This window comes from Paenibacillus sp. H1-7, assembly GCF_022354825.1.
Classification (GTDB): domain Bacteria; phylum Bacillota; class Bacilli; order Paenibacillales; family NBRC-103111; genus Paenibacillus_S.
Window position 1 is genome coordinate 3,444,487 of sequence record NZ_CP031168.1, and the last position, 24,628, is coordinate 3,469,114.

The window sequence follows — 24,628 nt, forward strand, 5'->3', positions numbered from 1 at the left end:
AGAGTATAATGCAGTATCGGGTTTTGGGGAGAAGCGGCATTGCCGTCTCCGAGCTGTGCTTGGGGACAATGACTTTCGGTAATACCACGAACGAGTCCAACTCCATTCAGATGATTCATCGGTTTCTGGATGCCGGAGGGAACTTCATAGATACTGCAGACGTTTACGTTTCCGGTCAATCGGAAGTCATTGTTGGCAAAGCGATAAAGGAGCGCCGTTCCGATGTTATATTGGCTACAAAGGTTCGGTTTGCTACCGGTGACAATGTGAACCATGTCGGTTTATCGCGCAAACATATTATGGATGGTGTAGAAGCGAGCCTGCGGCGTTTAAATACGGATTACATCGATTTGTATCAGCTGCATGTATGGGACCAAATTACACCGATTGAAGAAACGCTTCGAACGTTGGATGACCTGGTGACATCTGGTAAAGTCAGATACATCGGTTGCTCCAACTTTTTGGCGTATCAGCTGATGAAATCATTAAGCTATAGTGATTTTGCAAGATATGCCAGATTCATATCCATTCAGCCGCAATATAGTTTGGTTAGCCGTCAAATGGACCGTGAAGTCATTCCGCTCTGTCTTGAGGAACAGGTTGGTGTCATTCCATGGGCACCGCTCGGCGGCGGATTTCTAACCGGAAGATATGTAAGAGGCCAGGAGCCGGTTGAGGGAAGGTTATCTTCTAAGGCCGGGGAGAGCCGATGGGAGCTCCGAAATACGGATAAAAACTTCCGCATCCTGGACGAGGTGACCGCTATTGCCGATGAAATCGGCAAAACTCCCGCTCAAGTGGCGCTGAACTGGCTGATTAATAAGAACGGCATAACATCCCCGATCTTTGGCGCCCGCACACTTGAGCAATTCGAGGAGAATATGGGGTCCGTAGGCTGGAGACTCACGGACGAACATTGGACAAGACTCGACCGGGTCAGCGCGTTGGAAGACGATTACCCTTACCGTTTTATTGAAAAATTCGCACGTCGAGTATAATGAGGGTCGTAAAGACTTCTATAAGGAGATAACAAGCATGTCTCGTAAGTGGGAACGAATGGTTCAGAAAAACTCCAAAGCTGCCAATAAAGTAAGAACGAAGCAGGGCAAGCCGCTGGTAAACGAAACGGCATCCGACGGCACGGTGACTATCCGCGGACGAAGCTGGGTAATGCCGATCGTACTGTTTTGCATAGGGATTTTTTGTTACATTGCATTCAGGGACACTTACCAGAGCGATAATTTGTATTGGGTAACCGGGGGCAGTTACATGGCTCTAGGTTTGTTCATCTTTTTTGTTCGCCGCCCATTCTTAAGAATCGGGAAAAACTATTTAGTGTCGCGCAGATTCTCAGGGGATAAAAGAGTCGATGCCGCACACATTCAAGAGATTGAGATATTGAAAGACGCGGTTGTCATTTCAACCACTAAAACCCGATGGGTATTCACGAAATTGTATCACCGATTCGATATGGCAGCACTGACAGAGCATCTGCAGGAATTCGCTGAACATAATGCCGTAAAGCTAAAGATAAGTTAAAGATCGGACAACATGGCCGTATCATACTTCATGGGAAAAGGATGGAATGAGAATGAGCATACAAGCGGTACTTTTTGATTTGGACGATACATTGCTGTGGGATGACCGCAGTGTGAAGGAAGCGTTTCAGGCTACTTGCGAAGAAGCTGCAAAATATTACGATATTGACCCGTCGGAGTTGGAAACGGCGGTACGCATAGAAGCTCGCGCGCTGTATGAGTCATATGAAACGTTTCCGTTCACCCAAATGATCGGAATTAACCCTTTTGAAGGCCTTTGGGCTAACTTCACCGAAGGGGAGAATGACAATTTCCGCAAGCTCGAGCAGCTTGCGCCAGGATATCGGACGCAATCCTGGACCCTAGGTCTTAAAGCGCTAGGGATCGACGATGCGGAGCTCGGCTACAAGCTCGGTGAGTTGTTCCCGGCAGAACGCCGGAAGCGCCCTTTTGTATATGAGGAGACATTCGAGGTGTTGAAGCAGCTGAAGGGGAACTACAAGCTGCTTCTGCTCACGAACGGTTCACCTGACCTGCAAAAGGAAAAATTGGCTGGAGTTCCGGATCTTGCTCCTTATTTTGATCATATTGTTATTTCAGGGAACTTTGGTGAAGGAAAGCCTGCTTCGTCGATTTTCCATCATGCTATGGAGCTTCTCGGTATTACTCCTGAGCAAGGGGTTATGATTGGGGATAAGCTGACAACGGATATTCTGGGCTCCGGACGAGTAGGTATGCCTAACATGTGGATCAATCGCCATGCTGTATCCCGGACGGATGAAATCGTTCCGGCTTATGAAATAACGAACCTTAGAGAAATCCAAGGTGTTATTGATACTATTAATCATTCTATTAATACAGTTAAGTAATAGATTTAAGCTAACAAGATTAAGAAAAAGACCCTTCCGCTTTACGACTAAGCAGAGGGTCTTTTGTACGATTAGGCTTGTTGGAAGTTTGGATCCGCGAAAGGATGAGCGATCCAGCCTTCGGTTTCGATGAACAAACGAACGGCAACGATTTGACGATTTTCCATAAGTGTGAAAAAGTGCGGTTTATGTTCCGGAACGGAGATTACATCGCCGGCTTCCAGCTCAACATCAAAGTATCCAACATCGTCCGTACCTTTGATGATGAAAATGCCTTTACCAGCCGTAATTGCGCGAACTTCATCTTCAGTGTGGGTATGAACCTGCTCGAATTTTTTCAACAGTTCATCCAAGTTAGGAGTAGCATCGGACAAGGCAATCAGATCCCAAGTCAAGTAGCCGCGGCGGCTTGCCAAATCTTTGATTTCCGGTTCGAAGGTTGCCAAAATTTCCGCTTTTTCTTCGTCAGACAATGTGAATTTATTTTGCAGCGATGCAGGAAGCTTGTTGGCATCCCAGTGCTCATACAATACTTCTTGTTTGTCTAAAAATGCTTTTACATTTTGTTCGCCGGAGATGCGCTCGTTGGTGTTGCGAATGCGAATTTCTGCCATGCTAATCCCTCTTTCGAATAAAAATAGTTGCTTCTTTTATTATAGATGAAATAACAGCTTCTGTCGATGGCCTATTCACGACAAAACCAATAGGAATTATAAAGATTATTCAAAGGAAAACGGTTGGAATTGCTTTTCAATAGGTAATGTTTCTGGTAAACTTAAGCTTACAATATTCGACTTTTTGTGGTGTATATATAGGAAAATGGGCCATACATCCAAGATATTCATTGGAAGGGCGTCGGTGAAAGGAAGATTGGGATGAGTAAAACATCATTGCAGGAACAGTTAGAGAAGAAAATTATGATTTTGGACGGCGCTATGGGTACGATGATCCAACAGGAAAATTTGACCGCCGAAGATTTTGGCGGAGAGGATCTGGACGGCTGTAACGAATACCTGGTTGTCACTCGGCCCGATGTTATATCCAAGATTCACGAGGCGTATTTTGCCGCGGGCGCCGATATTATTGAGACGAACACGTTCGGAGCAACAAGCGTAGTATTGGCTGAATACGATCTACAAGATCGCGCACGTGAAATCAACCTGCTGGCTGCCAAATTGGCTGTAGATGCTGCGAAAAAATTCAGCACGCCGGAATGGCCGCGTTATGTTGCCGGTGCTTTGGGTCCTACAACGAAGACGCTTTCGGTTACAGGCGGTGTAACGTTTGACGAGCTGGTCGACAGCTATTACGAGCAAACCTTGGCATTGATTGAGTCCGGGGTAGATGCCATTTTGCTGGAGACTTCCCAAGATACGTTGAATGTTAAAGCAGGCAGTATTGGTGTCCGTAAAGCTATGGACACGCTGGGAATTCAGCTTCCGATCATGATTTCCGGCACGATTGAGCCTATGGGAACGACGCTCGCAGGGCAAAATATCGAATCGTTCTATATTTCTTTGGAGCATTTGAAGCCGATTTCCATTGGTCTTAACTGTGCTACAGGGCCGGAATTTATGCGTGATCATATCCGTACTTTGTCCGAGCTAGCTACAACAGCGGTAAGCTGTTATCCGAACGCCGGACTTCCGGATGAGAACGGGAAATACCACGAATCGCCGGAATCGCTTGCCAAGAAGCTGGCCGGCTTCGCAGAGCAAGGCTGGCTTAACATTGCGGGCGGATGCTGCGGAACGACGCCGGATCACATTCGGGCAATGGCTGAGACATTATCTGAGTACAAGCCGAGAGTCAAGTCCGAAGGCCATTTGCCGGCCGTCTCCGGTATTGAAACAGTATATCTCGAAGATGCCAACCGCCCTTACATGGTCGGGGAGCGTACGAACATTTCCGGTTCCCGGATGTTCAAGCGGCTGATGAAGGAAGGCAAATTCGAAGAGGGCTCAGAAATTGCCCGAGCTCAGGTGAAGAACGGTGCGGCGGTTATCGATATTAACGTACAGGATACGGATATCGATGAAGCGTATACCATGGAAAACTTTTTGAAGGAAGTCGTCAAAAAAGTAAAGGTTCCGCTGATGATTGACTCGACCTACGATCATATCATCGAGCTTGGATTGAAATATTCCCAAGGGAAAGCGATTATTAACTCCATTAACCTTGAGGACGGAGAAACGAAGTTCGACAACATCGTACCGCTTATTCATAAATATGGCGCAGCGGTAGTCATGATCTTGATCGACGAGCGGGGCCAGGCGGTTTCGCGGCAGGCGAAGATGGAAGTGGCGGACCGGGCGTATGAGCTTCTTACCAAGAAGCACGGCTTGAATCCGTCGGACATCATTTTTGACCCGAATATGTTCCCTGTAGGCTCCGGTGACCCTCAATATATCGGATCGGCTGTCGAAACGATTGAAGGCATTCGGATGATCAAGGAGAAATATCCTGAATGTAAGACCATTCTTGGCTTAAGTAACATCTCTTTCGGCTTGCCGCCGGCAGGACGCGAAGTTCTGAACTCGGTTTACTTGTATCATTGTACGAAGGTCGGCTTGGATTATGCGATCGTCAATACGCAAAACCTCGAGCGCTACGCATCCATTCCGGAGCACGAGAGAGAGCTGGCCGAAAGGCTGATTTTCAATACGAACGACGAGACTTTGGCTGAATTCGTAGCCCACTTCCGCGAGAAGAAGGTGGAGAAGAAGGAAGTCATCTCGAATTTGACCTTGGAAGAACGTCTCGGGTCCTATGTAGTCGAGGGAACGAAGGAAGGTCTCATTCCGGATCTGGACGAAGCATTGAAGAAGTATGCTCCTCTCGATATTATCAACGGACCGTTGATGAAAGGGATGGAAGAGGTCGGCCGCTTGTTCAATAACAACGAGTTGATTGTCGCCGAGGTTCTGCAAAGCGCTGAAGTAATGAAAGCGTCGGTTGCTCATCTGGAGCAATTCATGGAGAAGTCGGAGAGCGCCGTGAAAGGTAAAATCATTCTCGCCACCGTTAAGGGCGATGTTCACGACATCGGTAAAAACCTGGTGGAAATCATTTTGTCCAATAACGGCTACAAAATTATTAACCTGGGTATCAAAGTACCGCCGGAGCAGCTGATCGAGGCGTACCGCAAAGAGAAAGCGGATGCTATTGGATTGTCCGGTCTGCTCGTAAAATCGGCTCAGCAAATGGTCGTGACGGCTCAGGATTTGAAAAATGCCGGCATCGACGTGCCGATTCTGGTCGGCGGAGCGGCGCTTACCCGTAAATTTACGAAAACACGGATTGCACCTGAGTATGAAGGCCTTGTATTATATGCAAAAGATGCGATGGACGGGCTGGATATCGCTAATAAGCTGAGCGACCCTAAACAGAGGGAGCAGCTTGTGAGGGAATTGCGTGAAAGCATGGAATCCGACGTGATGGAGGCCGGCAAGAAAGAAGATTCGATGCCGGAGCTGACTCGCGTCAGAACCTCGACTGTCGACCGTACGCTGCCGGTTCAGGTTCCTCCAGATCTGGAGCGCCGTGTAATCCGCGACTATCCGATCAGCCATGTAATGCCTTACATCAACATGCAGATGCTGCTCGGACACCATCTCGGCTTGAAAGGCAAAGTTGAGAAGCTGTTGGCGGAAAAGGATCCGAAAGCCGTTCAATTGAAGGAAACGGTCGATCAAATCTTGGCCGAAGCCCAAAAGGAAGGCATCATCAAAGCGCATGGTATGTATCGTTTCTTCCCGGCGCAATCGTCAGGCAACGATGTTATCGTGTATGACCCGAATGATGTCACCAAGGTGCTCCAGAAGTTCTCCTTCCCGCGGCAAACCACAGAGCCGTATTTGTGTCTTGCGGATTACTTGAAATCGACCGACAGCGGAGAGATGGATTATATCGGCTTCCTGGTTGTAACGGCAGGCCATGGAATCAGCGAGAAAGCGGCCGAATGGCGCGAGAAAGGCGATTATCTTCGCTCGCATGCTCTGCAGGCAACAGCTCTTGAAACAGCTGAAGCGCTGGCTGAGCGAGTACACGAAATGATGCGCGACACATGGGGCTTCCCGGATCCAGCGGAGATGACCATGCAGGAGCGTTTCGGCGCGAAATATCGCGGACAGCGTTTCTCCTTCGGTTATCCGGCATGTCCGAATCTGGACGATCAGCAGCAGCTGTTTGCCTTAATGAACCCGGAGGATATCGGAGTCCATCTAACGGAAGGCAGCATGATGGAGCCGGAAGCATCGGTTTCGGCCATTGTATTTGCCCATCCGCAGGCACGTTATTTTAATGTTGATAAAAGTTAGGCATCTTATTAGAGTGGAGTTCCTATCGGACTCCGCTCTTTCCCTATAAACTTAGAATGTGATGAAACGGAGAAGCGGTAGTGGAGCTATATTTTCTCGGTACGGGGGCAGGCATGCCTTCCAAAGAAAGAAACGTTACATCCGTCGTCCTGAACTTGTTGTCCGAACGGAACTCGTACTGGATGTTCGATTGCGGCGAAGGGACTCAGCATCAAGTATTGCGGTCGCCTATCAGAATAGGCAAGCTGGAGAAGCTGTTTATTACGCATTTGCATGGCGACCATTTGTACGGCTTGCCCGGCTTGCTGACGAGCCGCTCTTATCAGGGTGGTGATACAGGAACTCCTTTCACGATCTACGGCCCCAAAGGGACGGAGCGCTTTGTACGGACCGCGTTAGAGGTAAGCCAGGCACATCTCGGATATGAGCTTGAAATCGTAGAATTCAGCGTCCAGGAGGAGTCTCTGCTGTTCGAAGACGAGCAGTTTATCGTCACGGCTGCACCTCTGGTCCATAGGGTCGAGAGCTACGGGTACCGGATCGCGGAGAAGTCGCAAACCGGCAGACTTCAGGTAGAGAGACTCAAGGAGCTGGGGCTCGCTTCCGGACCTGTATTCGGCTTGATCAAGCAAGGGATCGATGTCGTGCTGGACGACGGCAGAGAGCTTAAGGCGAGCGAGTTTATCGGTCCGTCTTACCCCGGCAGAATCGTGACGATACTTGGCGATACGCAGCCGTGCGAGTATTCATTGAAGCTGTCGGTAGATGCCGACGTTCTCGTGCATGAGGCAACTTTTGCGGAACAGAAAAAAGATCTGGCCGTGGCGTACGACCATTCTACGGCGAAGGATGCGGCGCGAACCGCCAATGAAGCCGGTGTTGGAGCATTAATCCTTACGCATATCAGCTCGCGTTATCAGAAGGATGAGGCGGAGCTGCTGGTGGATGAGGCGAAAGAGATCCATGCCGAAACCTATTTGGCGCGGGATTTATGGTCCTTTGAAGTACCAAGGAAGAGACATGCTGTACTTGAAAACTAAGTGCTTGCAGGAAAAAGCCCCGTTCTGTCAAGGACGGGGCGGCTTCGTTATGAATACAACTAAGGCTACTCTTGTTGATTAGCTTCGTCCTTGATCTCATGACGGAAGGAATCTAGGCTTTTTTCTCTGCGTTCATTTTTCGTTTCAATGTCTTGTTTCTCTTGAGGGCTGATTTCGTCGGCATGCTCGGCTAAGTATTGTTCAGCCTCTTCCATGTTTTCAATGGTGTTGTCGATGCTTTTTTGCAAATGCTCTACATTGTCTGCACGATTGTCCGGTTTGGCCATGGTGGTTAACAGCTCCTTTAATTCATATAGTAAGTCATCGGACACACGGCTATATGCCGTTCGCCAAGGTTTACAATCCCTCACGGGACGTGAAATTATTCATGATGGATCATAATCTTTCGAAGGATGGGGAACGAATGATCGGTTTATCCATATTGATCGGGTTTTATTTGCTCGGATCAATTCTGCATGAAGCAGCTCATATCCCGCTTCCGGCCAATGTGATCGGACTGATTTTATTTACCGCGAGCTTGTTTTTGAAGCTGGTGAAGCTCGAATGGGTGGAGGATGCGGGACAATTTCTGATTAAGCATATGCTGCTCTTCTTTATTCCTTTTGTCGTGGGCACGATGGTTTTTTTTCATTACATAGGCGTCTATGCCGTGCAGCTGCTTGTCAGTTTGTTTGCCAGCACAGCGGGAGTACTCCTAGTCACCGGCTGGTCGGTGAAGCTGTGGAAACGAAAAGGAGGCGAGCAGCATGAGTCCCGATGAATTTGTCGCACAGCCTTTGTTCGGAATTGCACTATCCGTGATCTGCTATTCAATCGCGCTGATTGTCAATCGCAAACGGCGGTGGCTGCATCCGTTATTTTTAAGCTCAGGGCTTGTGATCGCGTTCTTGCTGGCAGGAGATATCCCATATGAAGCTTATAGGGTCGGAGGAGATATGCTGATCTTCTTCCTGGGGCCAGCAACGGTAGCGCTTGGAATCCCTCTGTATAAAAATGCCCGGCGCATCCAAACCAATTTGGCTGCCATCTTGGGCGGCATCACCGTCGGATCCGTCAGCGCGCTTATTCTGTCTGCGGCGTTCGTATGGAGTCTCGGCGGCTCCAAAGAATTGATGCTTACGATGATGCCCAAATCGGTGTCGTCACCGATCGCATTGGAAATATCCCGTCAGTCCGGGGGAATTCCCGAATTAACAGCCGTGCTGACCGTGTTAACCGGCTTAATTGGAAGCATGTTCGGCCCCGCGTTATTAAGGCTGAGCGGTGTACGTGATGACATATCGATTGGTACGGCTATCGGCACCGCGGCGCATGGAATCGGGACGGCCAGAATCATACGCGATTCGGAGCTCCAGGGCAGTGTCAGCGGGTTTGCGATGGGAGCGGCCGCCATCATCACATCCATTTTGTTCATCCCGCTTTACTCGTTGTTCCGTTAACCGATCGGCTTGAACCCTAAAGCCAGTTTACAAATAAAACATGATTACTATTCAAAGCAGAGTGCATGGCGCTCTGTTTTTTTTCTATTTTCCGATTGGACAAGCAGCCGTAATCCTTACAAAACATTAACAACGCGCAAACGTTATCATAATAATCATTTGCTACGCTTACAAGGTATTCCACTCCACTTTCCCTGAGAAAGGCGTGTTGATGATGATTCAAACGGCTACTCAAGCAAGCCATTCGCAGTCTAACCTGTGCGTGAGGCTGGCTGCCAATTCGGAAGAAATAGAGCAGGCCATGCGCTTAAGGTATCAAGTTTTTGTCGAAGAGGAACGGAACATGATGCTGCTGAACGAGAACGGCTTGGAGCAGGATCCGTACGATACCTATTGCGATCATTTGATAGTGAAAGATCTGGATAGTGATCATGTGGTAGGGACTTACCGTTTGCTGCCAGGCGAGCGGGCTATCAGCAACATTGGCTTTTATTCGGAGACGGAATTTGATTTATCCGGTATTCAAGAATGGAAGAGAGATGCATTGGAGCTGGGGAGAAGCTGTATCGATCCGGCGTACCGGAGCGGAAAAGCGATCCAGATGCTGTGGGAAGGAATAGCTTCTTATATTACCGAGTATGATTACCGGTTCCTGATCGGCTGCGCCAGCGTTCATATGCAGTCTATGGAAGAAGTGAACTTCATCTACAGCCTGCTTAAGCATAAACAAGTGATTACAGATCGTTTTGGGATCCACCCGCATCCGACGCATCAGATCCAGGGGTTACAGCAATTGGAATGCGATTTGAATGAAAAAGAGCTGTTTCGCAAGCTGCCCCCGCTTATGAAGGGCTACCAGTGGCTTGGAGCTGAAATCGGCGGAGATCCGGCTTACGACGCTATTTTTGATACGGTTGACTTTTTTATCGTTTTGGAAAAGGATCGCGTTACCCGCAAATATAAGAAGCATTTTTTGAAGCGGTGAACCGGGCTATGAACGTATACCATGTTCGAAAAAGGGGAGGGTGACTTTGTACGAGTGGATTGGAGCTATAACCGGAAATCGAAAAGCGCTGCAAACTATGGCTTCTTGGAGCCGCTTGATTCCGCGTCCGGTCATCCTGCTGCTGTGCCGCTGTGTAGGTATAATGCTGTTTGTGGCTGCGGGAAAAGGGCTTCGCGATAATATTTTACGCAACATGATGGATATGCTCCCAGATCGGTCCAGGAAGGAAATCGCGAGCTGCCGGTTTCAATTTTATCAAAATCTCGTTATCACGCTCTATGAAATCATCATCGATTCCCACAGGCTCAGCGGCAGTGAAGATTGGCGGTTTCGCGTCGACGGCGAGGCTCATTTGGAGGAAGCGCTGCGTCTGGGGCGCGGTGCTATTGTGTATACGCCTCACGAAGGGAATTTCTTTTATTACTATTGGTATTTATGTAAAAAATATCCATGCTTAACGATTGCAACAGCCGGGAGTCCGGAGCTGCGTCCGCTGTATTTCCACTTTCGGGATATGGGCTGTGACGGGCTGGACTATGACAGCACGCCTCCGCTGGAGCTTGTACGAAAGCTTCGACAACATATAGCGGCCAACGGTGTCGTTTTTATTTTAGGTGATTTTTACCGCGAGTCGTTTCCGATTTCCCGGTTTTTCGGACGGGTGACACGGACACCGGAGGGCGCTGCTTTGCTGGCGATCGGCGACGAAGTGCCTGTAATCCCTTTTTACGGCAGGAGGGAGAAAGGGTTTGTCCATCGTCTGACCTTCGAGCAGCCGTTGCATTTGTATGCTTCCTACCAGAAGACTCAGAGAAGGGAAGCTACCAAGCTGTTGAACCGATTCATGGAGCAGGTGATACGCAGCTATCCGGCGCAATGGTTTTATTGGTTCAATGCAGAGGAGCGATGGCAGGAAGATCCAACGGCCCATAATTCGAACGGGAACTCCCCGGGAAATACGCAAAGCCGGACGGAAGGCAAGCAAGCATCCCATTCAGCTTAGGAGGGAAGACAATGGATACGGGAAGTCATTTGCTGTTCGGTGCGACTCTGGCCGGCTTGGCTGCGCTTCACCCGGTCATAGCCCATCAGCCCGAGCTCAGTCATGCTATTATGGCGGCAACCTTAATCGGCTCGCATGCTCCGGATTTCGATACCATTGCCCGTCTGAAAGGATATTCCGCCTATATACGAATTCATCGCGGAATAACCCACTCGCTGCCTGCGCTTTTGATATGGCCTGTTGTCCTTTCCATTCCTGTGACTGCGGTGTTCGGAGTATGGGAGCATGCTCATTTGGTTTGGCTTTGGGCTTTTTTCGCAGTCGTGTTTCATGTATTTCTGGATTGGTTTAATGCTTATGGGGTCCAGTGCTTTCGGCCTTTTTCGCAAAAATGGCACCATCTTGACGTGCTCTCTTTGTTCGAGCCGGGGCTGTTCCTGCTTCACTCCGCAGGGCTGCTGCTGTGGCTGCTGAATGTGCCGGGAATTCCATTCGGCTGGATGTTTGCAGGGATTTATGCGGTGACCTTCATGTATATCGGGGTGCGCACGGTACAGCATCGTCAGGCGGTGGAGGTCGTTCGCCGGCATGTAGGCTTCGACGGAGTATGCCATGTATTGCCGGGAATGTTGTGGTACCGGTGGCAGTTCGTAGTGGAAACAGAGAGCCATTTTACAACAGGAACGCTGCATCGGGGTGTTGTGTCGATCAAGGATGTGTATCGCAAAGATGCGGCGGATTCGATTGTTCAGGCAACGATGTCGACGGACGGAGTCAGAGCTTTTTTGCATTTTGCCCAGAGGGTGTATGTCATCAGTACGGAGCAAAACGACGGATATGTCGTTAAGTGGCGCGATGTCCGCTTTTGGCATAATCACCAGCTCCCTTTCGGAGTCGATGTGTACTTGGACCGTAATTTGAATGTCGTCGATCAATCCCTAGGATGGCGAAAAAAAGTGTGGGACCCGCCGTTTGTTTAAAAGAAAATGAGGCGAAGAGGCCGTAATTCGGCCTTTTCTTTGTATGAATATCCTCAATATGGGATATACTAGTCGGGTGTGAAAAACGATGCTCAGGGGGGATGCCAGCATGAACTTCACAAGTCAGGATATTGCCGTGATCGAGCAAGCTTTACAATTAGCGATTCAAGCGGAGGCCAAAGATTCAAACGTCAAGCAATACCGGGAAGTGCTGGGCAAGCTGCAGAGCAAAGCAGAGGAAGCAATGAGCAAACATACTACATTGACGGTGGATCGTGATGAATTAAGGTTCGATTACGACGATTCGTCGGACTTGCTGTAAAAAACTTTCCCGGGAAAGCGCAGGAAACGACATTAATTTTGCTGATACAATGAATTTTTGATAGATTTTGTTATGTAAAGACGAACTGGTGATTTACTTGAGTGGAATAGAGAATAATATTAGGTTGCGATTGTGTGTCACAACCAGTAAATAAAAAGGAATGGCGCCCGTGAGGGTGTCATTCCTTTTTTATTTAAGCTTATTATACAGGAACCGTTCCGGTCGTTGCTGTCAGGGAGGAGTAAGTGATAGCTGCGGTGGTAGTTCCGATGACTATAGTGATACCTGTTACGGTAACTCTTAGTGTATAGGTGTGAGTGCCATCAGTAGCTGAATTGAAATAAGTCATTGGAATGGTTCGTTGGTAATTAAAGACGCCTGCTCCAAGCGACAATAGATCCGAGTTAACAGTAGTTGCAACTACTGTAGCTCCATCAAGCAATTCAACCGTAATTGTAGGGCTTGCAGCTAGCGCGACTAGAGTATTAAAGCTAATGTTAACCGTAACAACGCCATCCACAATAACTTGGTTAGAACCGGCGTTTACAGGAATGTTGAGGGTTGCTGCAGTTACTGGTGTACCTACTGTCGGGATGTTAGTAGGAATTGTTCCTTGTAAGCCGGTAGCTGCTGAGCCAGGTCCGGTTGGCCCTTGTGTACCCGTAGCGCCCGTAGCACCGGAAGGTCCTTGATCACCTTGAGGTCCTTGATCGCCCTGAGCACCCGTAGCGCCCGTAGCACCGGAAGGTCCTTGATCACCTTGAGGTCCTTGATCGCCCTGAGCACCCGTAGCGCCCGTAGCACCGGAAGGTCCTTGATCACCTTGAGGTCCTTGATCGCCCTGAGCACCCGTAGCGCCAGTAGCCCCCGCCGGTCCTTGATCACCTTGAGGTCCTTGATCGCCCTGAGCACCCGTAGCGCCAGTAGCCCCCGCCGGTCCTTGATCACCTTGAGGTCCTTGATCGCCCTGAGCACCCGTAGCGCCTGTAGCACCGGAAGGTCCTTGATCACCTTGAGGTCCTTGATCGCCCTGAGCACCCGTAGCGCCCGTAGCACCGGAAGGTCCTTGATCACCTTGAGGTCCTTGATCGCCCTGAGCACCCGTAGCGCCTGTAGCACCGGAAGGTCCTTGATCACCTTGAGGTCCTTGATCGCCCTGAGCACCCGTAGCGCCTGTAGCACCGGAAGGTCCTTGATCACCTTGAGGTCCTTGATCGCCCTGAGCACCCGTAGCGCCTGTAGCACCGGAAGGTCCTTGATCACCTTGAGGTCCTTGATCGCCCTGAGCACCCGTAGCGCCTGTAGCCCCCGCCGGTCCTTGATCACCTTGAGGCCCTTGATCGCCCTGAGCACCCGTAGCGCCTGTAGCCCCCGCCGGTCCTTGATCACCTTGAGGCCCTTGATCGCCCTGAGCACCCGTAGCGCCCGTAGCACCGGAAGGTCCTTGATCACCTTGAGGCCCTTGATCGCCCTGAGCACCCGTAGCGCCCGTAGCACCGGAAGGTCCTTGATCACCTTGAGGCCCTTGATCGCCCTGAGCACCCGTAGCGCCTGTAGCACCGGAAGGTCCTTGATCACCTTGAGGCCCTTGATCGCCCTGAGCACCCGTAGCGCCTGTAGCACCGGAAGGTCCTTGATCACCTTGAGGTCCTTGATCGCCCTGAGCACCCGTAGCGCCTGTAGCCCCCGCCGGTCCTTGATCACCTTGAGGTCCTTGATCGCCCTGAGCACCCGTAGCGCCCGTAGCTCCCGCCGGTCCTTGATCGCCTTGAGGTCCGGGAGCGCCCGTAGCGCCAGTAGAGCCCGCCGGTCCTTGATCGCCTTGAGGTCCAGGAGCGCCAGTAGCCCCCGTAGAGCCCGCCGGTCCTTGATCGCCTTGAGGTCCAGGAGCGCCTGTAGCGCCAGTAGCCCCCGCCGGTCCTTGATCGCCTTGAGGTCCAGGAGCGCCAGTAGCCCCCGTAGAGCCCGCCGGTCCTTGATCGCCTTGAGGTCCAGGAGCGCCTGTAGCGCCAGTAGCCCCCGCCGGTCCTTGATCGCCTTGAGGTCCAGGAGCGCCTGTAGCGCCAGTAGCCCCCGCCGGTCCTTGATCGCCTTGAGGTCCAGGAGCACCCGTAGCGCCAGTAGAGCCCGCTGGTCCTTGATCGCCTTGAGGTCCAGGAGCGCCCATAGCGCCAGTAGAGCCCGCTGGTCCTTGGTCACCTTGAGGTCCAGGCGCGCCTGTAGCGCCAGTAGAGCCCGCTGGTCCTTGGTCACCTTGAGGTCCAGGAGCGCCTGTAGCGCCAGTAGAGCCCGCTGGTCCTTGATCGCCTTGAGGCCCAGGAGCGCCCGTAGCGCCAGTAGAGCCCGCTGGTCCTTGATCGCCTTGAGGCCCAGGAGCGCCCGTAGCGCCAGTAGAGCCCGCCGGTCCTTGATCGCCTTGAGGTCCGGGAGCGCCCGTAGCCCCAGTCGGTCCAGGAGCACCGTCAGCTCCAGCAGGTCCGACAGGTCCCGTCGGTCCAGTAGGACCGGTTGGACCGGTTGGACCGGTTGGACCCGTAGCGCCCGTAGCGCCCGTAGCTCCAGTATGTCCAGTATAGCCAGTATATCCCGTCATTCCAGTAGGTCCCGTCGGGCCCGTCGGGCCCGTTGGCCCAACAGGTCCAACAGGTCCGGGAGGTCCCGGAGGTCCAGGTGTAAAAGCCATGAATCAATCTACTCCTTTCAATTTGGAATATTAAAGTATATGATGAAGATTTTAACGGGTAACGGCAATTGTTACCATTTTGTGCCTTTTAATAGATAAATAGTTAAACAAATCTGCTAGCAACTATAAGCTAGAATAGTAGCGAACGTAGGTAATTAAAAACTTTTCCCGGGAAAGCGCAGGAAACGACAAAATATTCAGAAAATTAAAATAACAACGTCATCCAATGGTTCAATTCAATTTCGATCCATACCGTGTATCTGCCCAAGCAATGGAGATGTGATTATTGCTTTGTTCTTTTCCAAGCAATCAGATTAAACAGAGGAACGAATGTTCTGTTAACAAAGAATTCAATGAGGATGCAGACCAGAGAGTATTTAGATGACACTAAAATCAATAACAGGGGAGGTTGGAAGAAAAGCCGGCAAAGCATCAAGAAGGCCGCCAACGAATTTCTCGCTGACAGCCTCCAGATAAGTGAGGGTCAAATCCTGCACAGCTTTAGCTCCTGTTTAGCTCTTCACCTTTGCGACACTGCCGGATTCTTGCTCAACGTTACGATAACCTTGAAATAATCGCCATCTATCTGGATCAAAAGCTCGCCTTCATGCAGATCAATGATGCTTTTGGCAATAGCCAGTCCAAGTCCCGAGCCTTCCGTATGTCTGGAAGCGTCGCCTCGCTTGAACCGCTCCAGCAGCTCCGAAGCTTCAAACTCAATTTCATAAGCAGACACATTATTAATGCTGAATGTGATTTTATCGGTACTTTCCGTTAAGGTAATGTGCACACGGGTATTCGGCGTGGAATATTTCAATGCGTTGCCGATCAGATTTTCGAACACACGCCATATTTTTTTGCCGTCCAGGACAGCTTCGACTTTTTTGTCAGGTACGGTTATTTTGAAACGTAAACCGGAGGCTTCGATTTGCTCACTGAGCTCCGCCAGCGTTTGTCTTAGAAGCGATGTGACATTGACGTTCTCAAGGGTAAGCTCTGTGGCCCCGCTTGCCATCTTGGAAGCCTCGAACAAATCGTCGATGAGCGCCTTCAGACGTTGAGCTTTTCGATCGAGCACTTCGATATAGTTATCCCGCTGGTCTTGGGTAAGGTTCTCTTGCTTTAACAAATCTACGTAATTAATGATTGAAGTAAGAGGCGTCTTGAGATCGTGCGAAACATTCGTAATCAGCTCCGACTTCAGTCTTTCGCTTTTCATTTGCTGTTCCAGAGAGGACTTGAAGCCGGCTTTCATATTATTCAAATGGTTTGCCAGAGCTGCCAGATTGCCGCGTCCCTTAGGTTCGATGGGTTGGTTGAAATCACCTGCAGCAATGGCCTCCGCACCGGCCAGTATGGAGCTGAGCATCGAGATGCGTGTAAGGATGTAAGGCAGGATAACAACCAGATACAGCAAAATGTATAGAGCCGAGACGACAATCGCACCGCCGGCGCCGTCATCCAAGCCGATGATGCCAACAACACTAAAAATAACCAGCAAAATAGAAGCGCCAAAGATCAGAGCAGCCTTAACAAACAAATTCCGGTTAGCCACACTGCCGCCAATGAACTGTCTAAGACGAAAAATGTAAGTTTCCTGCCACTGACGCTTAAGCTCCGGTTTGTTGCGATAAAGCAATAAGACTTCCTGCCACTGAAGGATCAATAGAGCTGCAACCACGGCAAGGAAAACGACCGGCAGCACCCGCACGGGATCAACCGGTATGCGGAACAGCTCAGACGGATGAACGTAAGAGAAGGAGACTAAACAGATGATTAGCAGGACGGCAAACCGTGCATCGAGCGGAACTTGCCTGAATCCGTTCTGGACACTCGAAGCGAAGCTCAAAGCCCAGCCCGATTTCCGGATGACGGCAATCAAAATGAGTGTCAAAAGCAAGGAAACACCAAACAAGACGCTTTCCTTAATGATCCTCTCGCGAATCGCCAAGTAGTACGCATAGTCCGAGTGGATCTGGCTGTGCTCATTTACGGTCTCGGGAATGAATAGCGTGCCTGTCAGCCGGTTTTGCTGAAAATATCGGTTGATCGGCTGCAAAGCCTGATTCATCAATTGATTCGTTGGAAGCTCGATTCGGTAAAGAGCTGGGTACAGCTTAACCCCCTGCTCTGATGAATTGGGAATATTCGTGTATACTTCTCCGGAACCGACGTCTTTTATGTAATATTTGAAAACGCCGCTGCGGCTGTCGAGGCTTTTTTTCACTTGGTTATATTCGTGTTCCTTATAAGCTAGATATTGATTTATATCTTTTTCGAGCATAGCTTCGATTCGCGAGCCTGTATTCATGTTCATTTGCTTTTGTTCGTCATAGCTTTTTTTCAAATAGAGGATCCAATCATCATTCAATTTATCCTCACGAGGTAATTGAGGGTAATTTTTATTATCCAGATGTATATATTTGATCAGCTTCCAATGAGTTTCTATTTGGTTGTAAAAAGCGTTGCTTTTAAAATAGTAAGACGTATCGAAAAATGCCCGGTGAGTAACCACATCCCATCCCGACAAAAAGGCGGCTGATGTGAACGCAAGCAGCAATGCCCAGGCGATCAAGGGCGTCGCCTTACTTTTCAATTTTGTATCCAATTCCCCACACCACCTTTAAATATTGAGGCTCCTTCGGGTTGACCTCGATTTTTTCCCGGATTCGTCTTACGTGAACCGCAACGGTATTCTCCGCGTTGAAGTAGGGCTCTTTCCAAACGTTTTCATAGATTTCCTCTATGGAAAATACTCTGCCCCGATGCTCCATCAGCATCTCCAGAATTTTGTATTCCGTAGCCGTGAGCCTGATTTCTTCCCCGTCCAGTGTGACGGTTTTCATCCGCTTATTGAGCGCGAGACCCCTTACTTGAAGCTCGTCGTCGTTCGGTTTGTAGGTACCGAGATGCGTATATCTTCTTAATTGGGACTTCACCCGCGCCACCAGCTCCATGGGGTTAAACGGTTTACTCATGTAGTCGTCCGCACCGACCGTAAGGCCCAGTATTTTGTCCGTATCCTCGGTTTTGGCCGAAAGCATCAGGATCGGAACGTTATGTAATTCTCTGATCTTATATGTTGTCTTCACACCGTCGAGCTTGGGCATCATAACATCCATGACGATCAAGTGGATCTCCTCGCGTTCAAGCAGCTGCAGCGCCTCTTCGCCGTCGTTCGCTTTAAATACGTTCATCCGTTCGTTAGTCAAATAAATCTCTATCGCCTCTTGAATTTCCAATTCGTCGTCCACGACGAGGATATTGTACGTTTGCACTTCTACGACTCCTTTGTCCTAACGGGTTCTTTCCTTTGGCTTTTCGCGAAAAACTTAAGTCTATACTACAAGATACTTTTTACAAATAACTAGACAAAATCCTTACAAATTTATGAAGACTTTAAACGGAAGCCGGCCGATATCTAGGTGACTCGGTGTATCCATACTGCCAAATATCCCCCTAGACTATAGTCGGGTATGATTCTGTTCGGCGGTCCAGTGTGTCACCATGAGTGTTCATGATAAATTAAACATGCGAGTCAAGCAAATAAAAAATAAATCAAATGGGATCGATTGGAGAGAAAAACATGAGTAAAGGATCAGGAATGGGCAAGCTTTTCATTACGGCAGGGCTTGTCATTTTACTGGGTGTATTTATAAGCGAGCAGGGCTTTGCGGCAAATGTGTTTTCCTGGAATACGAAAACGGTAGATATAGAGAAAACGGTAAAAGCAGAGGGCATCCGCAGTGTGAATATCGATGGAGGAAGGACGGATGTGAAAGTTGTACGCGGACATTCCGAAGCTATCGAAATTCGACTGGACGGCCGGGTGAAGCGGGACGCTGCCGATAACATTCAGCTGCAGGCAGACCCTCGGCGCGATACGCTGGAGCTAAAAGTCGAGATTCCGGAGCGCTTCCCGTTCGGCATGAGCTTCTCGGATCTGAACTTAACCGTAGAGCTTCCGGAGCAAGTATGGGAGAACGTCAAGGTCCAAACCGTATCCGGCGATGTAGACATAGAAGAGCTGAAAGGGACGAACATAGACGTACATGCTAATAGCGGCGATGTAACCGCAAACGATATTGAAGCAGGCCAAGTTACGCTGCAAGCGGGTTCGGGAAATATCGAATCGAATGCATTCAGAGCCAAAAACCTGACTTTTCATGTAGGGAGCGGAGACGTGAGCTTGTCCGGAGGGCAGGCCATCATTAAAGGAGAGACCAGCTCGGGAAATATTGATGTTGCAGTGAACGAGCTGGATCAAGATATGGATTTAAAAGCCGGCAGCGGCGATGTTACGGTGAAAACTGCTAATGAGCCCAAGTCGTTGACGGTTCAATATAACGGTGGTTCGGGCAGCGGAAACATAGAGTGGGATAATGTAACGTATAAAGAAAAAGGCGAGGACGGCCGTACGCTGAAAGGCGTCTTCGGCTCCGGTACAACTCAGCTGAAGGTTCGCACCGGCTCGGGGAACTTTACTCTGGGGCAGGATTGAAAGGAACGAATGACGGTGCTGAATCCGTCAGCCTTATGAACATCATTGAAAGCCCTGGACAAGGGGCTTTTTTATTTTTCCATACAAGTTTATAATAGGGGAACAGTAGTTCTTAATAAGGGGTGACCCAATCATGTTCCGTAAGAAAAATTTGTCCCAATTGATTGAAGAATTGAGAGGGAATGGAAATATCATCAATTGGCACGAGGTCGAGCCGCAAGAAGCCAAAACCAGGCCGATACCGGAAAGCGTAGACCCGAGAATTAGAGCCGCATTAGCCAAACGCGGAATTGAGCAGCTGTATACTCACCAATATACCGCCTACGAAACAACCGTACTAAAGGGGGAACATATCGTAGCGGTAACTCCGACCGCATCGGGCAAAACGCTGTGCTACAACCTTCCCGTGCTGCAGACGATAGCCAATGACGACGTTAGCCGGGCGCTGTACTTGTTCCCGACGAAAGCTCTGGCGCAAGACCAAAAAAGCGAGCTGAACGAAATTATCGCGGAGATGGGAATCGATATCAAAAGCTTCACCTATGACGGCGATACGTCCCCGGCGATTCGGCAGATTGTAAAAAGCGTCGGGCATATCGTCATCACCAACCCGGATATGCTGCATTCCGCCATTCTTCCCCATCATACGAAGTGGGTCAGTTTATTTAGCAATCTTAAATATATTATTATTGACGAGCTTCATACATATCGTGGCGTATTCGGCAGCCATGTTGCGAATGTAATACGCCGCTTGAAACGAATCTGCAAATTTTACGGAAGCAATCCGATTTTTATTTGTACCTCTGCAACCATCGCTAATCCTAAGGAGCTTGCCGAGCAGCTGACAGGGAGTCCCATGCGGCTAATTGACGATAATGGGGCGCCGCGCGGGAGAAAGCACTTTGTTTTTTATAACCCTCCGATTGTGAACAAGCCGTTAAACATCCGGAAAAGCGCGACAGCCGAAGTGAACCACGTGGCTAAGGAGTTTTTGGCGAATAAAATACAGACGATCGTGTTTGCCCGCAGCCGGGTGAGGGTCGAAATTATTCTAAGCCATTTGCAGGAGCTTATTAAAAACGATATCGGAGCCAAATCGATAAGAGGCTATCGCGGCGGCTATTTGCCGAATCAGCGGCGCGAAATCGAAAGAGGGCTGAGAAGCGGGGATATTTTGGGCGTCGTAAGCACGAACGCTCTGGAGCTGGGTGTAGACATCGGACAGCTTCAGGTCTGCATTATGACGGGATATCCCGGAAGTGTCGCAAGTACATGGCAGCAAGCAGGCCGGGCCGGAAGGCGGCATGGGGAAGCCCTGGTGGTGATGGTTGCCGGCAATACGCCGATAGACCAGTATATCGTACAAAATCCGGAATATTTCTTCGACCGGTCTCCGGAATCCGCCAGAATCAACCCGGAGAACCTGATTATTTTGGTCGATCATTTGCGGTGTGCGGCGTATGAGCTTCCTTTTAAAAAAGGGGAGGAATTCGGCCCGCTCGAAATCGAGGAGCTATTGGAATATTTGGTAGACGAGAAGGTGCTCCATTATGCAGGGGATACGTTTTATTGGGCGAACCAGTCGTTTCCGGCCAGTGAAGTGAGCTTGCGTTCGGCAGCGCAGGAAAACGTAGTGATCGTCGATCAATCCGACGTAGCCAACGTAAGAATCATCGGGGAAATGGACCGTTTCAGCGCGATGACCCTGCTGCACGATGAGGCGATCTATTTGCACGAGGGGGTACAATACCAGGTCGAGAAGCTGGATTGGGACCACAAGAAGGCTTACGTAAGGGAAGTCAGTGTGGAATATTACACGGACGCGAACCTGGCTGTAAAGCTGAAAGTGCTGGACACGGACCGGACGGAGCATAGGAGAACCGCTTCGCTGCATTACGGCGACGTGGTTGTTAACGCCATGCCGACGATTTTTAAGAAAATCAAGCTGACCACGTTTGAAAATATCGGATACGGCCCTATCAGCCTTCCCGAAGAGGAGCTGCATACCAGCTCGACCTGGATAGAATTGAAGGAGACGGACCCGGGCATAGGCACGAAAACGCTGGAGCAGCTGCTTCTCGGGATTTCGAATGTGTTGAGGCATATCGTTCCCATTCATGTCATGTGCGACCGGAGCGATATTCATGTCGTATCGCAAATACGAGCCGAGCATACGCAGCTGCCTACGATCTTCATCTATGACCATTATCCCGGCGGGATCGGATTGGCCGAGGACGTGTACAAACGGTTTGACGAAATAAAAGCATCTGCAAGAAATTTGATTCGAAGATGTCCATGTGAGGACGGCTGCCCTTCATGTATCGGCACGGAGATCGAGGGGCTGAGCGCCAAGCAAAAGAGCATTGAATTGCTGGCGGGACTATGACCTCATCGAAGGGGCGAACTTGAAAGGGAGGCTGAACGAGATGATGCAATGTCGGTTATTGCCCGTGGCTGAGCAGCTGCCCGATCCAACGGAGGTGCCGCGATGAGCGGGCTTCGGGAGCGGCTGCTGAGGCATAAGAAGACGGAACAGGCGGCACCATCCGCTGCTGCGCCTGCCGAGATTAGCAGGGAGGCGGACGAGCAAGGGGAGTGGAGCTTCATCGGGGCGCAAATGGAGCATAACGAGCGCGGTTCGTTTGTGCTGAGGCGAATCCGTTACGGAAATGACTTCCGTCATGGCCGGTATGCTATTGGAGACCTGGAAGGGCAGGCGGACGAGCTGCTGTCGATCTTGCTGCCGGGAGATGTCGAGGCTGCGGCGGAAGGGATGCCGTACGACAAGCTTTTGTATTTGGATACCGAAACGACGGGATTGGGAGTTGGAGCCGGCAACGTAGCATTTATGATAGGAATCGGCTTTTACGAGGACCGGCAGTTCGTCGTGGAGCAAATGTTTATTCGTAATCCGGCGGAAGAGCTGGCCATGCTTCATCATTTGCAGGAGAGGCTCCAACGGCATCCGTATTTGGTCTCTTATAACGGCAAGACGTTCGATTGGCCCCTTATCAAAAACCGGTACATATTGAACCGCATCCCATCGGAGCCGGATATCGCGGGCCATCTGGATTTCTTGTATCCGTCCCGCAGCTTGTGGAAGCACACTCTGCCGTCGTGCCGGCTGGGCAAAGTCGAGGAAGACAGGCTTCACGTGGAAAGGCAGGACGATCTTCCCGGTTCGATGGCTCCGGCGCTATATTTTCAATATTTGGCGGACAAGGATGCAACGGTCGTAAAAGGCATATTTATCCATAATGAGCTCGATATATTGTCATTGGCCGGATTGTCGATTCACTTCGCCCGAATTCTTCGCGGCGAATTCTCGCTATCCGAAATGGGCCTGGAAGAACATTTCCGCCTGGGGCTCTGGTTCCTTAAGCTGCAGCTATCCTCCTACGCAGAGGACGTATTGGATCAGCTGAAGGAGCGCCTGCTTCAAGACGATTCCGGAGAGCAGGAAGAAGACTATTTATTGCCGCTGGCGCAAGTATATAAGCAGACGCACGACTATGAGACCGCCTGCCGGTTATGGACCGCTTATGTGCTGCGTAAAGGACATCGAAGCATGGCTTCGGTCGAGCCGTATATCGAATTGTCGATGCACTATGAGCATCGGGAGAAGCGGCTTCTGCTCGCTCTGCAGTACGCAGAGGAGGCTTTGAACAAAGCGCGGCAGCGCAAATCGCTGGCCAGGCCGGGACTCCTTGGGGCTCGAGGTCGAAAAGGAATGACCAGTGAGGAAAAAAAGCAGAACGATCAGACGGCTGAGCTGGAGAAACGCCTGGCACGGCTCAAGTCCAAAATAGAGCGCTCAAATAACGTTAATCCAGCTGCCCGTAAGGCGAGCGAAGCTTCGGGCCGTCGGTCCGGAAGCCGAAGAAGGGCTGCAGGCGGCGAAACCGGATATAGCATGGACAGCTTAATCTGAGATGAAGATAGCCTTATTTTGGTCAGCTGAGGCGAAAAGAAGCGCTGAACGGCATAAAACCGCTCCTTTTTGGAAATATAAGGAGATATTGAAGAGGCTTTTCTGCGAGGCCTGAAGGACCTTTCTTGGTCTTATTCTGTATCGTCTTAAGAAGGAGTGCTGCTTATGCCGGAGCTGCCGGAAATGGAGAATTATAAGCTGCTGCTGAATCAGCGGCTGGTCGGACACCTCATCACCGATGTCCAGGTAGAGCGGGAGAAGTCGATTAACGTCCCCGTCTCCCAGTTTAGAAACGAGGTAATCGGAACATCAATCCAGAGGGTGGAACGGAGAGCGAAGCATCTGTTGTTTCATTTGAGCAACGCTCGGATTTTACTGCTCCACTTGATGCTGGGGGGCATCATGTTCTATGGCTCCAAGGAAGACAAACCGGATCGTACTGTACAAGTGACGATGAGCTTTCATGATATGAACCTTTTTTTTATCGGACTCAGGCTTGGTTATTTGCATTTGTACAGTCCCGATGAGGCGGATCGGTTCTTGCAAAAGCTCGGACCGGAGCCGACGGACCGTTCCTTTACCGCGGAGCGGTTCGCTTCCTTGCTGCACAAGCAGAGCAGGACATTAAAGGCGACATTGCCTGACCAAGCCGTAATGGCCGGTATCGGCAACTGCTACTCCGATGAAATCTGCTTTGAAGCCGGGCTGCTGCCATCCCGGAAGTGCGATCGATTGTCAGTGGAGGAGTCAGCGCGATTGTACGATTCGATGCAGCATGTTCTATCCGAAGCGACGCGATATGGCGGGTACATGGACATGCCTTTGTATGCCGGCGATGAGTTGACAGGCGGTTACGACAGCCGATGCAAAGTTTACGACCGGGAAGGCGAGCCCTGCGTCCGCTGCGGCCATCCGATTGAACGACGAGATGTTTCTTCAAAAAAATCTTTTTGCTGCACGCACTGTCAGCATTAGG

19 protein-coding genes and 1 pseudogene are annotated in these 24,628 nt (G+C 50.2%); 15 read left to right on the top strand and 5 right to left on the bottom strand.

The genetic code is table 11. The annotated features are described in order from the left end of the window. Positions 1-8 precede the first annotated feature (8 nt). The 3 genes from DVH26_RS15385 to DVH26_RS15395 are packed head-to-tail and all read left to right on the top strand — an operon-like array spanning position 9 to position 2,407. Positions 9-998, top strand: a complete 990-nt coding sequence (locus DVH26_RS15385; protein ID WP_239634549.1) for an aldo/keto reductase — start codon at positions 9-11, stop codon at positions 996-998. A 37-nt stretch (positions 999-1,035) separates the two neighbouring features. After that, positions 1,036-1,539: a hypothetical protein gene (locus DVH26_RS15390; RefSeq protein WP_239634550.1), complete on the top strand. Its 504-nt coding sequence runs from the start codon at positions 1,036-1,038 to the stop codon at positions 1,537-1,539. Positions 1,540-1,591: 52 nt separating this feature from the next. After that, the gene (locus tag DVH26_RS15395) at positions 1,592-2,407 is read left to right on the top strand and encodes an HAD family hydrolase (RefSeq protein WP_239634551.1); all 816 of its coding nucleotides are present in this window, start codon (positions 1,592-1,594) and stop codon (positions 2,405-2,407) included. 71 nt (positions 2,408-2,478) lie between these two features. Here the strand turns inward: DVH26_RS15395 and DVH26_RS15400 are convergent, their stop codons facing one another. After that, entirely contained in the window at positions 2,479-3,021 is a 543-nt protein-coding gene (locus DVH26_RS15400) for a 1,2-dihydroxy-3-keto-5-methylthiopentene dioxygenase (RefSeq protein WP_239634552.1), read from the bottom strand. A 261-nt stretch (positions 3,022-3,282) separates the two neighbouring features. Here DVH26_RS15400 and metH point away from each other — a divergent pair, with 261 nt between their 5' ends. Together metH and rnz are read left to right on the top strand one after the other, a co-directional pair. Further along, positions 3,283-6,726 (top strand): methionine synthase, encoded by a 3,444-nt coding sequence (gene metH, locus DVH26_RS15405; RefSeq protein WP_239634553.1) that lies wholly within the window; start codon positions 3,283-3,285, stop codon positions 6,724-6,726. Positions 6,727-6,806: 80 nt separating this feature from the next. Further along, positions 6,807-7,766: a ribonuclease Z gene (gene rnz / locus DVH26_RS15410; RefSeq protein ID WP_239634554.1), complete on the top strand. Its 960-nt coding sequence runs from the start codon at positions 6,807-6,809 to the stop codon at positions 7,764-7,766. Between the two features lie 65 nt (positions 7,767-7,831). On the opposite strand, the gene tlp is transcribed toward rnz, so the two are convergent. After that, positions 7,832-8,053, bottom strand: a complete 222-nt coding sequence (gene tlp, locus DVH26_RS15415) for a small acid-soluble spore protein Tlp (RefSeq protein ID WP_239634555.1) — start codon at positions 8,051-8,053, stop codon at positions 7,832-7,834. A 137-nt stretch (positions 8,054-8,190) separates the two neighbouring features. Between tlp and DVH26_RS15420 the strand changes: the two genes are divergently transcribed. The 6 genes from DVH26_RS15420 to DVH26_RS15445 all read left to right on the top strand — a co-directional run bounded on the left by DVH26_RS15420 (position 8,191) and on the right by DVH26_RS15445 (position 12,537). Beyond that, on the top strand, positions 8,191-8,547 hold the full coding sequence (locus tag DVH26_RS15420; RefSeq protein WP_239634556.1) for a CidA/LrgA family protein: 357 nt from the start codon (positions 8,191-8,193) through the stop codon (positions 8,545-8,547). Then, positions 8,534-9,226: an LrgB family protein gene (locus tag DVH26_RS15425; protein WP_239634568.1), complete on the top strand. Its 693-nt coding sequence runs from the start codon at positions 8,534-8,536 to the stop codon at positions 9,224-9,226. Before DVH26_RS15420 ends, DVH26_RS15425 begins: the two co-directional genes overlap by 14 nt. A gap of 211 nt (positions 9,227-9,437) precedes the next feature. Beyond that, a complete protein-coding gene (locus DVH26_RS15430; protein WP_239634570.1) occupies positions 9,438-10,211 on the top strand; it encodes a GNAT family N-acetyltransferase in 774 nt (257 codons plus the stop codon). A 46-nt stretch (positions 10,212-10,257) separates the two neighbouring features. Then, positions 10,258-11,235 carry a lysophospholipid acyltransferase family protein gene (locus DVH26_RS15435; protein ID WP_239634572.1) on the top strand — a complete coding sequence of 326 codons (978 nt, stop codon included), beginning with the start codon at positions 10,258-10,260 and terminating at the stop codon, positions 11,233-11,235. A gap of 11 nt (positions 11,236-11,246) precedes the next feature. Continuing rightward, on the top strand, positions 11,247-12,215 hold the full coding sequence (locus DVH26_RS15440; RefSeq protein WP_239634574.1) for a metal-dependent hydrolase: 969 nt from the start codon (positions 11,247-11,249) through the stop codon (positions 12,213-12,215). 109 nt (positions 12,216-12,324) lie between these two features. Further along, a complete protein-coding gene (locus DVH26_RS15445; RefSeq protein WP_239634576.1) occupies positions 12,325-12,537 on the top strand; it encodes a hypothetical protein in 213 nt (70 codons plus the stop codon). 202 nt (positions 12,538-12,739) lie between these two features. Here DVH26_RS15445 and DVH26_RS15450 read toward each other — a convergent pair. The 3 genes and pseudogenes from DVH26_RS15450 to DVH26_RS15465 form a co-directional block, all read right to left on the bottom strand. Then, a pseudogene (locus DVH26_RS15450) lies at positions 12,740-15,034 on the bottom strand (Gly-Xaa-Xaa repeat protein); the annotation flags it as partial. 706 nt (positions 15,035-15,740) lie between these two features. Next, positions 15,741-17,828, bottom strand: a complete 2,088-nt coding sequence (locus DVH26_RS15460; protein ID WP_239634578.1) for a sensor histidine kinase — start codon at positions 17,826-17,828, stop codon at positions 15,741-15,743. Further along, positions 17,806-18,498 (bottom strand): response regulator transcription factor, encoded by a 693-nt coding sequence (locus tag DVH26_RS15465; RefSeq protein ID WP_239634580.1) that lies wholly within the window; start codon positions 18,496-18,498, stop codon positions 17,806-17,808. Before DVH26_RS15465 ends, DVH26_RS15460 begins: the two co-directional genes overlap by 23 nt. Before the next feature lie 308 nt (positions 18,499-18,806). Between DVH26_RS15465 and DVH26_RS15470 the strand changes: the two genes are divergently transcribed. From DVH26_RS15470 to DVH26_RS15485, 4 genes are all read left to right on the top strand, one after another. Next, positions 18,807-19,721 (top strand): DUF4097 family beta strand repeat-containing protein, encoded by a 915-nt coding sequence (locus DVH26_RS15470; protein WP_239634581.1) that lies wholly within the window; start codon positions 18,807-18,809, stop codon positions 19,719-19,721. Between the two features lie 133 nt (positions 19,722-19,854). After that, positions 19,855-22,107, top strand: coding sequence for a DEAD/DEAH box helicase (locus tag DVH26_RS15475; RefSeq protein WP_239634583.1), 2,253 nt, complete (start codon positions 19,855-19,857; stop codon positions 22,105-22,107). A gap of 102 nt (positions 22,108-22,209) precedes the next feature. After that, a complete protein-coding gene (locus DVH26_RS15480) occupies positions 22,210-23,652 on the top strand; it encodes a ribonuclease H-like domain-containing protein (protein WP_239634585.1) in 1,443 nt (480 codons plus the stop codon). A gap of 165 nt (positions 23,653-23,817) precedes the next feature. Then, positions 23,818-24,627 carry an Fpg/Nei family DNA glycosylase gene (locus DVH26_RS15485; RefSeq protein ID WP_239634587.1) on the top strand — a complete coding sequence of 270 codons (810 nt, stop codon included), beginning with the start codon at positions 23,818-23,820 and terminating at the stop codon, positions 24,625-24,627. The last annotated feature ends 1 nt before the right edge of the window (position 24,628 follow it).